The organism is Pseudomonas sp. zfem001, from assembly GCF_032621725.1.
Classification (GTDB): Bacteria; Pseudomonadota; Gammaproteobacteria; order Pseudomonadales; family Pseudomonadaceae; genus Aquipseudomonas; species Aquipseudomonas sediminis.
This window is the reverse complement of record NZ_JAVYJI010000006.1, coordinates 86,259-101,149: the sequence shown is the minus strand read 5'-3', so window position 1 is coordinate 101,149 and position 14,891 is coordinate 86,259. Positions and strand designations below refer to the sequence as shown.

At 64.0% G+C, this 14,891-nt stretch carries 9 protein-coding genes; 4 read left to right on the top strand and 5 right to left on the bottom strand.

The window, feature by feature from the left end; translation table 11 throughout:
• The first annotated feature begins 91 nt into the window (after positions 1 to 91).
• Positions 92 to 2,050: a bifunctional tRNA (5-methylaminomethyl-2-thiouridine)(34)-methyltransferase MnmD/FAD-dependent 5-carboxymethylaminomethyl-2-thiouridine(34) oxidoreductase MnmC gene (mnmC, locus tag RTH74_RS18985; protein ID WP_316915671.1), complete on the top strand. Its 1,959-nt coding sequence runs from the start codon at positions 92 to 94 to the stop codon at positions 2,048 to 2,050.
• 40 nt (positions 2,051 to 2,090) lie between these two features.
• On the opposite strand, the gene RTH74_RS18980 is transcribed toward mnmC, so the two are convergent.
• Complete coding sequence (locus tag RTH74_RS18980; protein ID WP_316915670.1) at positions 2,091 to 2,984, bottom strand: EamA family transporter; 894 nt, start codon at positions 2,982 to 2,984, stop codon at positions 2,091 to 2,093.
• 149 nt (positions 2,985 to 3,133) lie between these two features.
• On the opposite strand from RTH74_RS18980, the gene RTH74_RS18975 reads away from it, so the two are divergent.
• The 3 genes from RTH74_RS18975 (at position 3,134) to RTH74_RS18965 (ending at position 7,264) form a co-directional block, all read left to right on the top strand.
• Complete coding sequence (locus RTH74_RS18975) at positions 3,134 to 5,050, top strand: DEAD/DEAH box helicase (protein WP_316915669.1); 1,917 nt, start codon at positions 3,134 to 3,136, stop codon at positions 5,048 to 5,050.
• Between the two features lie 20 nt (positions 5,051 to 5,070).
• Positions 5,071 to 5,970 (top strand): LysR family transcriptional regulator, encoded by a 900-nt coding sequence (locus RTH74_RS18970; RefSeq protein WP_316915668.1) that lies wholly within the window; start codon positions 5,071 to 5,073, stop codon positions 5,968 to 5,970.
• Positions 5,971 to 6,076: 106 nt separating this feature from the next.
• Positions 6,077 to 7,264 (top strand): MFS transporter, encoded by a 1,188-nt coding sequence (locus RTH74_RS18965; protein ID WP_316915667.1) that lies wholly within the window; start codon positions 6,077 to 6,079, stop codon positions 7,262 to 7,264.
• 225 nt (positions 7,265 to 7,489) lie between these two features.
• Here RTH74_RS18965 and RTH74_RS18960 read toward each other — a convergent pair whose 3' ends face one another.
• From RTH74_RS18960 to bglX, 4 genes are all read right to left on the bottom strand, one after another.
• Positions 7,490 to 8,023, bottom strand: coding sequence for a cytochrome b/b6 domain-containing protein (locus RTH74_RS18960; RefSeq protein ID WP_316915666.1), 534 nt, complete (start codon positions 8,021 to 8,023; stop codon positions 7,490 to 7,492).
• A gap of 182 nt (positions 8,024 to 8,205) precedes the next feature.
• A complete protein-coding gene (gene mdoH, locus RTH74_RS18955) occupies positions 8,206 to 10,746 on the bottom strand; it encodes a glucans biosynthesis glucosyltransferase MdoH (RefSeq protein WP_316915665.1) in 2,541 nt (846 codons plus the stop codon).
• Positions 10,739 to 12,274 (bottom strand): glucan biosynthesis protein G, encoded by a 1,536-nt coding sequence (locus tag RTH74_RS18950; protein WP_316915873.1) that lies wholly within the window; start codon positions 12,272 to 12,274, stop codon positions 10,739 to 10,741. The genes mdoH and RTH74_RS18950 overlap by 8 nt, the downstream gene beginning before the upstream one ends.
• Before the next feature lie 259 nt (positions 12,275 to 12,533).
• Positions 12,534 to 14,828 (bottom strand): beta-glucosidase BglX, encoded by a 2,295-nt coding sequence (gene bglX, locus RTH74_RS18945; protein WP_316915872.1) that lies wholly within the window; start codon positions 14,826 to 14,828, stop codon positions 12,534 to 12,536.
• Positions 14,829 to 14,891 lie beyond the last annotated feature (63 nt).

Here is a 14,891-nt window from a genome sequence, read left to right as displayed (position 1 = left end):
CTAACGGAACATCCAATGCTTTGCCCGCTGACACCAGCGCCATGGCACCTGTGCACGGTAGAATCGCCGGACGATCCAGCGGACCCCAGCCATGTCAGACACCCATCACGCCCAGCTCGACTGGGACGAGCGCGGCCAGCCTCTGTCGCGCAGCTACGGCGACATCTATTTCTCCCAGGAAAACGGCCTGGAAGAGACGCGTTACGTCTTCCTCGCCAACAACGAGCTGGCAGCGCGTTTCGCCGCTCTCGCCGACGGCGAATGCCTGAACGTCGGCGAGACGGGTTTCGGCACCGGGCTGAATTTCCTCTGCGCCTGGCAGTTGTTCGAGCAACAGGCGCCCGCTGACGCGCGCCTGCACTTCGTCAGTGTCGAAAAATATCCGCTGCATCACGACGACCTGCAGCGCGCAATGGCCCTGTGGCCAGAGCTGGCACCGTTCAGCGCAGAACTGCTGACTCAATACCGCGCCATTCACCCCGGGTTCCAGCGCCTGCTGTTGGCCGGTGGTCGGGTGGTGCTGACGCTGTTGATCGGCGACGTGATGGAGCAATTGCCGCAACTGGATGCGCGCATCGACGCCTGGTTTCTCGACGGTTTCAACCCGGCGAAGAACCCTGAGATGTGGACACCCGAGCTGTTCGCCGAACTGGCGCGCCTGTCGGCCCCCGGCACCACCATCGGCACATTTTCCAGCGCCGGCCGGGTACGGCGCGCACTGAATGAAGCCGGCTTCAAGATGAAACGCGTGCCCGGCCTGGGCAAGAAATGGGAGGTGGCTAAAGGGCAGTTCATCGGTGGGCCGCAAACTATCGGCAAGCCCTGGTTCGCCCGCCCCGCTCGCCTTCAGGAAAAACACGCAGTGGTGATCGGCGCCGGCCTGGCCGGCTGCGCCACGGCCGCCAGCCTGGCCGCGCGCGGCTGGCGCGTGACTGTGCTGGAGCGGCATGACGATGTTGCCCGCGAGGCATCCGGCAATCCCCAGGGCGTGCTCTACCTGAAACTGTCGGCTCACGGCACCGCACTGTCGCAGCTGATCGTCGCCGGCTTCGGCCACACCCGCCGCCTGCTCGAACGCCTGCAGCGTGGCGTCGATTGGGATGCCTGCGGCGTGCTGCAACTGGCCTTCGACACCAAGGAAGCCGAGCGCCAGAGCAAGCTGGCTGCGGCCTTCCCGAATGATCTGCTGCATGCGCTAACGAAGGATGAAGCCGAGCAGCAGGCCGGCATCGGCCTACCGGCCGGCGGCCTGTTCTACCCGGATGCTGGCTGGGTGCACCCGCCGGCGCTGTGCCGGCAATTGGTGCAACACCCGCTGATCGAGCTACGTCCCTATCAGGAGGCGCTGAGCCTAAGTCGGCACAATGATCGCTGGCACGTCGACGGGCAGAGCGGCGTACTGGCCGAAGCACCGGTACTGGTATTGGCTTGTGCCGCTGAAATTTCCCGCCTGCTGCCGGATACCAACCTGCCGCTCAAGCGCATTCGCGGGCAGATCAGCCGCCTGCCGGCCAACTCGCTCAGCAGTCAATTGCGCACCGTGGTCTGCGCCGAAGGCTACGTCGCCCCACCGCGCGAAGGCGAACACACTCTGGGCGCCAGCTTCGATTTCCACAGCTACGACCTCACGCCCAGCGTCGCCGAGCACGCCGGCAACCTGGAGCTACTTCGGGAGATATCCACTGACCTGGCCGAGCGCCTGCAGGCCGAGCATGTCGACCCCGCAACGCTGAAAGGCCGCGCCGCGTTCCGCTGCACCAGCCCCGACTACCTGCCGATAGTCGGGCCGCTGGCTGATGCCGAAGCCTTTACCGAGACCTATGCGGTACTGGCCAAGGACGCCCGCCAGGTGCCGGATGCCCCCTGCCCCTGGCTGCACGGCCTATACATCAACAGTGGCCACGGCTCACGTGGCTTGATCACCGCGCCACTGTCAGGCGAGCTGATCGCCGCCTGGCTAGAGGACGAGCCGCTGCCAGTGCCACGCGAGGTAGCGGAGGCCAGCCATCCCAATCGCTTTATGCTGCGCAAGCTGATTCGCGGGAGCTGATCGACGGTGCGCACGGCGCACCTTACCGGGTTGGCCGCACTTAGGCTCTGGCCTCAGCAAGCACCGGTTTGGGTTTGCGAAACACCAGCACATTACCCAGCATCACCAAACCCAGGCCGAGCAGCGCCGGGGTCGTCCATTGGTAGCCCTCAAGGAACACCGAGATGTTCAGCGCCACTACCGGGAACAGCACCGTGCAATAGGCCGCGCGCTCCGGGCCCATGCGCCCGACCAGGGTCAGGTAGGCAGTGAAGCCGATCACCGAGCCGGGAATCGCCAGGTACAGCAGCGAGCCGACGTAGCGCGCGTTCCACTCGAAGGCGAACGGCGTACCGCTGACCAGGCAGATGCCCACCAGCATCAGCGCGCCATAGAGCATGCCCCAGGCGTTGGTGGTCAGCGGTTTGAGGCCGGCCTTCTGCTGCAAGCTGGAGAGCATGTTGCCAGCCGAGAAGAACAAGGTGCCGAGCACTGCCAGACCGATACCAATCAGGCTCTCGCGGCTGGCTTCGTGCCCGGCCAGCTCCGGCCAGAACAGCAAGCCAAGGCCGACCAGCCCCAGCGCGCCACCGAGCAACACGTTGGCGGCGATGCGCTGCTTGAAGAACAACCGTGCATTGATCGCGTTCCACAGCGTGGCAGTGGAGAAGATCACCGCGATCAGGCCACTGGGTATCCACTGGCTGGCGGTGTAGAAGCACAGAAAGTTGAGGCAGAACAGGCACAGCCCCTGCACCAGGCAAATGCCCTGGCCACGGCGATCCAGCGGCTGCAGGCGGCCGCTGAACCAGAGCATGGCGAACAGCACTGCTGAGGCCAGGGCGAAGCGATAGGCGATGGAGGCGGCGACGGCCACCTCGCCCATCTGAAATTTGATGGCGATCCAGGTCGTGCCCCAGATCAGTACGGTCAGCAGGTAAAGCGACAGGTTCATCGAGAATCTCCCAAGACTGAGCACAGTCTGGAAGCGATATGCGCCAGGCGCTTGCACAAAGTTGCGCATTTATCGCTGCGCCATCACTGCCTGCCATCGCGCTGCAGGCTTTATCATGCGGACTTTATCTGTCAGGTAATTCTCACCGCATGCTTTCCGCCGTCGCGCGCTACAAACAACTGCTGTCCAGCGCCCTAGCCCGCTACTTCCCCCGCACCACCGCCTATCTGCGTGCCGAGCGCGAAGCCGCGCAACCGCGCAAGCCCATACGCAAGCAGAGCAAGAAGAAGTCCGCCGGCAACAAGAAAGCCGGCACTCGCAAGGCCGCCAGCGGCAAGCCTGGCCCCGCCGGCATCTACCCCGCCACTCGGCTTAAGATCGAAGACGCCCAGGTACAGGCCATGCGTGAGCGCGTGGCCCAAGCGGTGAGCGCCGGGCTGATCGGTGCACCGTCGGACGAACAGTGGGCGATGATCTTCTGCCGCGCCCCGCTGGCGCGCATCTTCGCCGGCGCCGGCTCGGGCAAGTCGAGCACCCTGGTACTGCGCGTGGTGTTCCTGCTCTGCCACCTGGAGGTCGAGCCGAAACGCCTGACGGTGATCTCCTTCACCAACGCCTCCTGCCACGAGCTGCGCGAGCGACTGCAACGCCTGCTCGACTTCTGGCACTACCCGCACGATGCGCGCCAATGCGTGCGCACCTTCCACGCCGCCATGGCGACGTTGGCCAAGGAAAGCCTGGGCAACCCGCGCTGGTTCGAGCAACTGGACGATCCCAGCGACGAACCGGACAACCCGCTCGCCGGCGGACGCCTGCGTCCCGCGCAGCAGCGCCTGCTCAAGCAGGCCTACCAAAACGCCTACGCGGAGGACGCCCGTTTTCGCGCCCTGACTCACCGCCTGCTCAAGCTGCCGCCGCCCGAGGAGCCGCCACAAAGCAAGGCCAAGGCACCACTGGACGCCTGCAAACTGCCCGGTGAATTCGCTGCCCTACCGCTGTTCGAGCTGCTACACGGGCAGATCGGCTTCGCCGAGAGCCTGGGGATTCGTCTCGAGCGCCTGGACGTGAAGGCCTTGGGCTGCGCGCCCCGCGAGCGTGATTTCATCGAGGCCATGCAGCGCTTTCACCAGCACTTCAGCGCGCAGCTACAGAGCAAGGGCTTGATCAGCTTCAACGGCGCGTTCGCGCAGCTGAGCGAGCGACTGCAAAACGCCGACAATGGAAAACCCGGCCCCGCCCTGCTTGCCCTGAGCCACCTGCTGATCGACGAATTCCAGGACATCTCGCCGCAGATCGTGCTGTGGCTGCAGGCCGTGCATCGCCGCCTGCACGCGGCGGGCGAACGCATCAGCCTGATGGCCATCGGCGACGACTGGCAGTCGATCTACGGCTGGCGCGGCAGCTCGCCGGAGCTGTTCATCGACTTCGACCGCCACTTCCCCAGCCGTGGACGCGGCAAAAGCACCACCCTGCTGCTGGGCACCAACTACCGCAGCATCGAGCCGGTGATCCGCGACGGTGAGAAAGTGCTGGCCGAGGTACACAGCAAGCAGGCCAAGACCTGCGTCGCGGCCAAGGCAATGCAGCCGGGCGACCATGGCGTCAGGCTGATCCAGCGCTTCAACCTGGCCAGCGGCCTGCCGGCGCTGCTCAAGGAAATCAGCGCGCAGTGCCAGCACGTCAGCCAACGCCCCAACGCCGATCGCACCGCTGTGCTGCTGCTCAGCCGACGCAACGAGCCGCTGCAGCAGGTGCGCGCGCATCTGGACAAGGCGCTGCCGGTAAAAACCCTGACCATCCACCGCGCCAAGGGTCTGCAGGCCGAGGTGGCGATCATCCTCGACGACTGCCTGCCGACGGATAAACACCCGCTGCGCAACGCGCTCTACGCCCATTGTGGCTTCTTCGCTGGCAGCTACGACCAGGCCATGCAGGACGAAGCCCGGCGCCTGGCCTACGTGGCCATCACCCGTGGCGTGAGCCGTGTACTGTGGTACACGCGCAAGGCCCAGGGCGCCACGCAGTGCTTGGCAGCGAGCCGGCCAATCGCGCAAGCTTCAGGCTGATCGGCACTTCAGGCGTTCCCATGGACAAACTGCTGGCTCTGCGCACCTTCGTCGCCACCGTTCGCTGCGGTGGTTTTTCCGCTGCGGCGCGGCAGTTGGGCCTGGCCACCTCGTCGGTGACCCGCGCGGTCAACGCCCTGGAACAGGAGCTGGGCTGCGTGCTGCTCAACCGCAACACACGGCAGATCAGCGTCAGCGAGGCCGGACGCGAGTATTTCGAACGTGCCCTGGCCATCCTCGACGCACTCGACGAGGCCGATGCCGCCGTGACCGACAACGGCGAAGAGGTGCGTGGTCGTCTGGCGGTAAGCGTGCCGGTGGAGTTCGCTCGGCGCATCATCGCCCCACGCCTGGGCGAACTGCTGGAGCGCCACCCGCAACTGGAGCTGACCCTGCGCGTGACCGACGAAGTGGTCGACCTGCTCAGCGAACGGGTCGACCTGGCGCTGCGCCTGGGTTCTTCCATCGTCAGCGACGACGTGGTCAGTCAGCGTGTCGGCAGCTTTCGCCGCTGGCTGGTAGCGAGTCCACATTATCTGGCTCGCACCTCGCCCATCGACCATCCGGACACACTGCAGGCGCACGCCTGCCTGCAGTACGACTACGGCAGCCCGGCGCACTACTGGCGCTTCGAGCAGGAGGGAACGACCGTGCAGGTGCCGGTCAGCGGACGCCTGCGCAGCAACAACGCCGATATCCTGCGTCAGGCCGCGCTGGATGGTCAGGGTATCGCTCTGCTGTCGGACTGGCTGGTACGCGACGATGTGGACAGTGGCAAGCTGCAACGCCTGCTGCCCGACTACGAAGTCGCACCCGGCCCGCACGAAGGCACTATTCACCTGCTTTACCTGCCGAACCATCGGGGTTCGAAGCGCATCGCCGCGTTCAGCGAGTTTCTCCAGGGATTGCTGCAAGGCTGAGAGCTTTTGCATGGCGCGCAACGCAGCGTTGCCGGCTCGATGGATTCTCCGCCAGGCGTTAGCTGCCTAACCTTGCGCCTGTCGTTTCCTCTCATCGAGATTCATCATGACTAGCCAGACCTCCTCACTGACGAGCGAGTCGCCAGCCCTGCCGCAGGCACTGGTGCTGCTGTTCGCCCTTTGCTGCGGCGCCATCGTCGCCAACCTCTATTACGCCCAGCCGATCATCGAGCTGATCGCCCCGGACGTCGGCCTCAGCGCCGAGCGCGCCAGCCTGATCGTTTCGCTGACGCAGATCGGCTATGCCCTCGGTCTGTTGTTTCTGGTACCCCTGGCTGACCTGCTGGAAAGCCGTCGGCTGATGCTGATCACCACCGCGGCAGCGCTTCTCTGCCTGTTGGCGGCGGCCTTCGCGAGTCAGCCGGATGTGTTTCTTGGCCTGGCACTGCTGATCGGTCTCAGCTCGGTTTCGGTACAGATGCTGATTCCCCTGGCGGCCAACCTGGCACCGGAAGCCAGCCGTGGCCGCGTGGTGGGCAACATCATGAGCGGCCTGTTGCTGGGCATCCTGCTGGCGCGGCCGCTGGCCAGTCTGGTAGCCGGTGAATTCGGTTGGCGCGCGGTCTACCTGATGGCTGCCGCCCTGATGCTGCTGATTACACTGGTGATCGCCACCACCATCCCGCGCCACGCCCCCAGCCACCGCGCCAGCTACGGGCAACTGTTGGCATCGCTCGTCCACCTGCTGCGCCGCTACCCGACACTGCGTCGCCGCGCGCTTTATCAGGGCCTGATGTTCGCCAGCTTCAGTCTGTTCTGGACAGTGGCGCCGCTGGAGCTGTCGCGCCACCTCGGTTTGAGCCAGCAGGACATCGCCCTGTTCGCCCTTGCCGGCGCCATCGGCGCGGTTGCAGCGCCTATCGCCGGACGCCTGGCCGATGCCGGCCATACCTGGCGCGCCAGCCTGGTGGCGCTGATCCTCGCGCCACTGGCCTTTGCCCCCAATCTGCTCAATGCCGGGCTGGGCTGGATCGGCCTGGTCGTCACCGCCATCATGCTGGATTTCGCGGTGCAGATGAGCATGGTGCTGGGTCAACGCAGCATCTACGCCCTCGAGCCGCAGAGCCGCGCGCGGCTCAATGCGCTGTACATGACCAGCATCTTCGTCGGTGGCGCCATCGGCTCGGCACTGGCCAGCCCGATCTACGAACGCTTCGGTTGGTCAGGCACGGCGTTGCTGGCGGCAGGCCTGCCGCTGCTCGCGCTGCTGGCATTCATCGGCAAGGAGAAGTGAAGACGCCGGCACAGTATAAAAATCGTAGGCAACAAAAAACCCGCCGAAGCGGGTTTCCTCCCAACCATCCGACATCCTGTCGGTAGCCATCTTGGCCTGGTCATCTTCCTTGATCCTCAGCGCTCCATCGCTGCAGGGGATGTGTGTAGATTACTGCCCGGACCGACAGGGCAAAAGCGACGCTTACCGCCACGGTGTGTAAGACATTCGCTATATGTAGCCAGATCAACGACCGATCATACGGGCCAATACGTCTTCACCGCCCTGACGGCGATGGACGAAGGCCATCGCCGCATGACCAATCACCATGAACAACAACAGCCAGCCCAGATTGCCGTGCAGCAAGCTGGCGGGCGCGATCATCCAATCGATCTTGCCGTCACTGAACCCCGGCATGATGGTCATGCCGAAGGCGACGAACTCCCGGCCTGAGCCGTACTGGCGCAGCAGAGCGATAAAGGGGATCACGAACAGCAGACCGTATAATGCCCGATGGCCGAAACGTGCCAGCGTGCTGACTGGCGCAGGCCGACGGCTGCTGCTGTACAGCGCCCAGAGCAGGCGCAGCACCACCAGCACCATGAGCAACAGCCCCGTCGCCTTGTGCGTGCCCCAGAGGAATTTATCCAAGGCGCTTTCTTCTATCAGGGTGTGCGCCAGTACGGTCAAGAATTGCCAGCCCAGCAGTACCGCCATCCCCCAGTGCAGCCAGCGCGTAACAGCACCGTAGCGCTGCGCGGAATCATGCAGATTCGACATGGTGCTTCCTCTCCAGTGTCATGATGAAATCTCTGCGGCCTCATGCCGCCAGCTGAGCCAAAGACCCGTTCCAGAGCCAATGGTGCCGCGCCAGCAGGCGTCATGATCAGAAGAGATGTTAGCAGGGATGTCAGAAAGGCATCACCGCAGGCTCCAGTCGAGACTGAAGCCTGCGGTGATGATCAGGCGTCGCGCAACGCTTCGCGCCAGGCGTGATATTGCGGTTCCTGCCAGATGCGCGCATGCAGGCGCGCCATGCCGTCAGGATCGTTGAGCAGACGCCAGCGGGTTGCCTCGACCTTGCCCTCAGGCCCGGCGCTGAGGATTTCCTCGATACGCGCTTCGCGCAGCGCTTCGGCGGCGGCCACCACCTTGGCATGGCGGGCCCGGGCCATTGCGCAGACCAGAGCGTTGTACAGCGGATCGACCACGGCACGCAGGAAGCCCTTGCGCAGCGCACGCGAACTGTTCAGTTGCTCGTACTCGGAGGTGTTGCTCAGCTCCACTGGCACCTTGTGCTCCTCCGGTATCAGAAACAGCTTGCTGCGCCGCGCTGCCAATCCTGGCGCGGTACGACTGGTCAGCACCGACACCACAGGCGACAGCACCAGCGACACCACGATAGGCGCCAGCCACCAGAGGAAGTCCGGGTTGAGCCAGGCCACCAGTGCCGTCCAGCTGATACCGATCAGCACCTGGGTGCCGTGACGACGGAACGCTTCGCTCCAGGGGGTCGAGTCATCCACACGCTGCGGCGAGTTCCACTGCACCGACCAGCCGAGGAAAGCAGCGGTGACGAACAGGCTGTGGAACAGCATGCGCACAGGTGCGAGCAGCACCGAGCAGGAGGCCTCCAGGAGCATCGAAAGCAGCACCCGCGTACGACCACCGTAGGCTTCCGCACCCTTGATCCAGATCAGCAGCACACTGAGCAGCTTGGGCAGGAACAGCAGCGTCATGGTCGCCGAGAACAGCGCCACGGCCTCTTCGGGTTGCCAGCGCGGCCACAACGGGTAGAGCTGGTTGGGCTGCAGGAAGTACTCCGGCACCATCAGCGTATGGATCGCCAGCAGACAGGTCGACAGCACCAGGAACAACAGCCACAGCGGCGCCGACAAGTAGGACATGACGCCGGTGAGGAACACCACGCGATGCACGGCGTGCATGCCACGCACCAGAAACAGCCGGAAGTTCATCAGGTTGCCGTGGCACCAGCGGCGATCGCGCTTGAGCTCGTCGAGCAGGTTCGGTGGCAGCTCTTCATAACTGCCCGGCAGGTCGTAGGCGATCCACACGCCCCAACCGGCACGGCGCATCAACGCGGCTTCGACGAAGTCGTGGGAGAGGATCGCGCCAGCGAAAGAGCCAGTGCCCGGCAAGGGCGCCAAAGCGCAGTGCTCGATGAAGGGTTTGACCCGAATGATCGCGTTGTGGCCCCAGTAGTGCGATTCACCCAGCTGCCAGAAGTTGAGCCCTGCGGTGAATAGCGGTCCGTAGACGCTGGTAGCAAACTGTTGCAGGCGCGCATACAGGGTGTCCATGCCCGATGCCTTGGGTGCGGTCTGGATGATGCCAGCCCCGGGGTTGGCCTCCATCAGGCGCACCAGGCGGGTCAGGCAATCGCCGCTCATCACGCTGTCGGCATCGAGTACTACCATGTAGCGGTAGTTGCTGCCCCAGCGCCGGCAGAAGTCGTCGATGTTGCCGCTCTTGCGCTTCACCCGACGCCGACGGCGGCGGTAGAAGATATGGCCGAAGCCTTCCACTTCGCGGCACAACTCCATCCAGGCCTGTTGTTCGGCCACGCAGATATCCGGGTCGTTGCTGTCACTGAGAACGAAGAAGTCGAAATGATCGAGTTGCCCGGTAGCCTTGAGCGATTCGAACGTCGCGCGCAGGCCGGCGAACACGCGCGGCACGTGTTCGTTGGCGATCGGCATCACCAGCGCGGTACGCGCCCGTGGCGAGATCGGCTCATCACCGCAGCTGCTCGCGGAGATGCTATAGCGATCACGCCCCTTGAGCAGTTGGAAGAAGCCCATCAGCGCGGTCCAGAACCCCATCGACACCCAGCAGAACAGCAGGGCGAACAGTGCCAGGATACTGGTCTGCACCACGTACGGCAGGATCTGCCGCGCTGACTCGCGCAGCGGCTGGTCGAACACTAGGCCAAGATCGACCAGCGACCAGCCCTGATAAGGCAGCACCGACTTCATGTACCAGGTGGCGACCACCGTCTGCGTGATCATCAGCACCAGCAGCGCGGTTCGGCGCACCGCCGCAACATGCCGCCAACGTTCTTCGGCGAAGTCTTCGCTCTCACGCGTACGCGGCCGCGGCGCAGGTTTCTCGCCTTTCAGACGGCGCCAGCCACGATCGAGGATGTTGATCTGCCAAGGCTCCGGCACCATGCGCGTGCGCTTGATCGGCGGCGTCGAATCGATGGTCGGACGGCCCTGATGATCCTGGACGATACGGCAACCGCGCTCGAGCGCATCCGGCCAGCCCAATGCCAGGCGGGCTGGCACCGAGTCGAGCATCTCGCGGGTTTCCTCCTGGGGCTCGGTCGCTAGCTGATCGTCCTCGTGCAGGGCGCGATGCAGTGTCGCAAGATCGCCGCCCTCCTCTTCGACGCGATCAGCCAAGGCCTGCTGCCGCTCATGATCGAGCGGCAGTTCTCCCAGATACTCCTGGATTTGCGTAGGGTCTAGAGTGTTATTCATGGGAAGGCAGCTGATAGCTCCAGGTTTCCGACAAGGGCTTGCCGTCCTCGACCAGGGCAGCGCGCATCTCCACCGGCTGCGCCGGGTTCTTGACCTTGATCCGCAGGGTCAAACGCCAGCCGTTGCTGACCGGGTTGTAACGCAGGCTGTCTTCCAGCAGTTCGGCGTTGCCATCGACGCTGACCTGCACACTCGGCGCCGCATCAGACGAACGCTTGGCCAATTCCTCACCAACGAAATCAACCACCAGCGCGGTACTGCCATCGGCCTGACGAATCAGGTTGGCCTGCTTGATATCACCCTCCGACAGCCGGGTCTGGCTGACCATGGCCAGTTGCGGATCGTGCAGTTTGGCGTCGTCACGGCTGAAGTGTAGGCGATAGGCCACATCCAGCGACTCGCCCGGTGCCGGTAGCTTCTCGGGGCGCCAAAGGGCGACGATGTTGTCGTTGGTTTCATCCGGCGTGGGGATCTCCACCAGTTCGACATGACCGGTGCCCCAATCGCCGACGGTTTCCACCCAGCCGCTTGGGCGCAGTTCGTAGCGGTCGTCGAGATCCTGATACTGGTTGAAGTCGCGACCACGCTGCATCAGGCCGAAGCCACGTGGGTTGTCGATACGATAGCTGCTGACGTTGAGGCGCTGCGGGTTGTTCAGCGGACGCCAGATCCACTCGCCATTGCCGGCATGGATGGCCAGACCATCGGAGTCATGCAGTTGCGGGCGGTAATTCGGGCGCGGCCAGGGCTGGTTGGCACCGAACAGGTACATGCTGGTCAGCGGCGCGATGCCGAGCTTTTCGACGTTCTCACGCAGGTAGACCTTCGATTGCACCTCGAGCACGCTGTCGCGCCCCGGTTTGATTTCCATGCGGTAAGCGCCGGTGGCGCGCGGCGAGTCGAGCAGTGCGTAGATCACCAAGCTGCGGCGATCGGGCTGCGGCTTCTCGATCCAGAACTCGCTGAAACGCGGGAACTCTTCGCCCGATGGCAGCGCGGTGTCGATAGCCAGACCGCGCGCGGAAAGACCGAACACCTGCCCTTTGCCGACGATGCGGAAGTAACTGGCGCCCAGCACGCTCATCACCTCATCGTGCCGACCGTTGGTGTTGATCTCGTTGATCACCTTGAAGCCGGCAAAACCGAGATCCTTGAGGTCATCCGGGTTCAGATTGAGATCGCCGAAGTCGAACATCGACGGGTCGTACTTGATTTCCTGGGTGCCTTCGGCGGTCACTTCGTTGATCTTCACCGGCACATCGAAGTGCATGCCCTGGTGGAAGAAGTACAGCCGGAACGGCGTCTTGCCATCAGCCCAATGTGCTTTTTCCTCAAGGAAGCGCACCTTCTGATAGCCAGCGAACGGCAATTCGCGCAGCGCAGCCGGCAGATTGCTTTGCGGCGCATTGTAGCGTTCGGCAGCAAGCGCCTTGGCCTTTACCGCCACATCATCCAGATCGAAGGCCCAGCCCTGGGCAGCGAACAGCAGGGGGAGCACACAAAGGGCCAGCTTGCCGGCCTTGCCCATACGGGCTCCAGAACAACGACTCATCGACACACAGCCTCCAGGGCAACACGTACTGACAAGCAGCGGCAAGCCCGGGGGCGGCCGCTGCAGAGAGTTAAAAACGGGCGAATGGTACAAATACAGCGCGAGCACAATGCAGACAGCCAACCGAACGGTGACGTCTCCGCATGCGCGGATTCTTTCTGCGCATTATTACCAGATCGTGAAGTCCGGCACAGGTGCTCGAGCGAGTATATTTTCGCCTCCTAGGGCCACACCCTCATTGGCGTGGCAACAATTCGAAACGCGCCTCCTGCACGCTCTCCGAATCCAGCCCTAGCTGGACACGGAAGGCACCTGGCTCGCTGACATGCTGCAGGCTGGCGTTGTAGAAACGCAGCATGGCTTCGTCGATCTCGAAACTCAGCTCGCGTGTCTCGCCTGCCCCAAGCTTGACCCTGCGAAAATCCTTGAGTTCCTTCACCGGACGGATCACCGAGGCGGCCTCGTCGTGCAGATACAGCTGCACGACAGTGGAGCCAGCCCTTGGCCCGGCGTTCTTAAGCGTGACGCTGACGCGAATCTTCTCGCCCGGCGCCATGCGCTCGGCAGACAGCTTCGGCGCCGACAGCTGGAAATCGCTGTAGCTCAAACCATAGCCGAACGGATACAGCGGACCGTTGGGCTCTTCGAAATACTGCGAGGTATAGTTGCCAGGCGTGCCGGGCGTGTATGGGCGGCCTAGGCGCAGATGATTGTAGTAGGTAGGAATCTGCCCGACCGAACGCGGAAAGGTGATCGGTAGTTTGCCGGCGGGGTTGTGCTCACCGAACAGCACATCGGCGATGGCGTTGCCACCCTCTATACCGCTGTACCAGGTCTCCAGCATCGCATCGGCGTTTTCCTTCTCCCAGCCCAGCGCCAGCGGCCGACCGTTCATCAGCACCAGTACCAGCGGTTTGCCGGTGGCCTTGAGTGCGCGCAACAGCGCCTGCTGGCTGTCCGGCAGGTCCAACCGGGTGCGACTGGACGACTCGTGGGACATACCGCGCGCTTCGCCCACGGCGGCAACGATGACGTCGGCCTGGGAAGCCACACGCACCGCCTCCTCCAGCATCGCCTGCGGGGTGCGCTTGTCCAGCACGACTTCCGGGCGATCCCAGTTGAGCTGATTGAGGTAATTGATCACATGGGCATCGTCGGTGACGTTGGCGCCAACGGCGTAGAGCAGCTTGCCCTGCCCGTTGAGCGCCGCTTCCATGCCCTTGCGCAGGGTCACCGCCTGCTCCGCCACGCCCACCGCTGACCAACTGCCGAGCATGTCCACCGGCGAGTCGGCCAGCGGACCGATCAACGCGACGGTGGTCTTCTTGCTCAGGGGCAGCGTATCGCCGTGGTTTTCCAGCAGCACCAGGGAGTCACGCGCCATGGCCCGCGCATCCGCGCGGTGCAGCCGGCTTTCGGCATTGACGTCGGCGGGATCGTCCTCGGCGCGGCCGATACGGCGGAACGGATCGTGGAACAGGCCGAGGTCGTACTTGGTGTTCAGCACATGGGTAACGGCCTCATCCAGCACGCTCTGTGGTACCGCGCCGCTGCGCACCAGCGCTGGCAGTTCCTGATCGTAGAGCGTGTCGGCCATGCTCATCCCAACACCTGCCGTGACGGCCAGTTTTGCCGCCTCTCGGCCATCGGCAGCCACACCATGGCGTAGCAGTTCGGTGATCGCGCCATGGTCGCTGAGCGCCACACCCTTGAAGCCCCAGTCGCGGCGCAGCAGATCACGCAGCAGCCAGGTATTGGCCGAAGCTGGCACGCCATTGATGGCGTTCAGCGCCACCATCACCCCGCCGGCGCCAGCATCGATGGCGGCGCGATAAGGCGGCAGGTAGTCCTGATACATGCGCATCGGGCTCATGTCGACCACGTTGTAGTCGCGCCCGCCCTCCACCGCGCCGTACAGGGCGAAGTGCTTGACGCTGGCCATGATGCGTTGCGGATCGCTGGGGTCCTTGCCTTGGAAGCCTTGCACCATGGCCGTGGCGATACGAGAAACCAGGTAGGGGTCTTCGCCGAAGCCCTCGGAAGTGCGTCCCCAGCGTGGATCGCGGGAGATGTCGACGGTCGGCGCGAAGGTCATGTCCAGGCCATCGGCACTGGCTTCGAAAGCCGCGATCCGGGCGCTGTTCTCGATGGCTGGAATGTCCCAGCTGGACGCCAGGCCCAGGCCGATGGGAAAGGTAGTGCGATGACCATGGATGATGTCGTAGGCGAAGAACACCGGGATGCCCAGGCGGCTACGCAGGGCAGCCTCCTGCATCGGGCGATTCTCCGGTCGCACCACCGAGTTGAAGGTGGCGCCGATGCGACCCGCCGCCATCTCCTCGCGGATGCGCTCACGCGGCATGTCGCCGCCGATGCTGATCAGGCGCAATTGGCCGACCTTTTCCTCAAGGGTCATGCGACCTACCAGGTCGGCGATGAAGGCCGATTTGTCATCAATCGAAGGCGCAGCAACCAGCAGGCTGGGGGTGATCAAGGCAGAGGCAAGAGCGAACTGACGCAGGTATTTCATCGGGAGCGGCACCGGGATGCGAATCATTGTTTGAATGGCCACCACGATACTCCGAGTCCTCGT

What these genes read in the sequence shown, in the direction of transcription:
- mnmC (WP_316915671.1), top strand. Translation starts at nt 92, where the DNA reads ATGTCAGACACCCATCACGCCCAGCTCGACTGGGACGAGCGCGGCCAG.
- RTH74_RS18980 (WP_316915670.1), bottom strand. Translation starts at nt 2,984, where the DNA reads ATGAACCTGTCGCTTTACCTGCTGACCGTACTGATCTGGGGCACGACC.
- RTH74_RS18975 (WP_316915669.1), top strand. Translation starts at nt 3,134, where the DNA reads ATGCTTTCCGCCGTCGCGCGCTACAAACAACTGCTGTCCAGCGCCCTA.
- RTH74_RS18970 (WP_316915668.1), top strand. Translation starts at nt 5,071, where the DNA reads ATGGACAAACTGCTGGCTCTGCGCACCTTCGTCGCCACCGTTCGCTGC.
- RTH74_RS18965 (WP_316915667.1), top strand. Translation starts at nt 6,077, where the DNA reads ATGACTAGCCAGACCTCCTCACTGACGAGCGAGTCGCCAGCCCTGCCG.
- RTH74_RS18960 (WP_316915666.1), bottom strand. Translation starts at nt 8,023, where the DNA reads ATGTCGAATCTGCATGATTCCGCGCAGCGCTACGGTGCTGTTACGCGC.
- mdoH (WP_316915665.1), bottom strand. Translation starts at nt 10,746, where the DNA reads ATGAATAACACTCTAGACCCTACGCAAATCCAGGAGTATCTGGGAGAA.
- RTH74_RS18950 (WP_316915873.1), bottom strand. Translation starts at nt 12,274, where the DNA reads ATGGGCAAGGCCGGCAAGCTGGCCCTTTGTGTGCTCCCCCTGCTGTTC.
- bglX (WP_316915872.1), bottom strand. Translation starts at nt 14,828, where the DNA reads ATGAAATACCTGCGTCAGTTCGCTCTTGCCTCTGCCTTGATCACCCCC.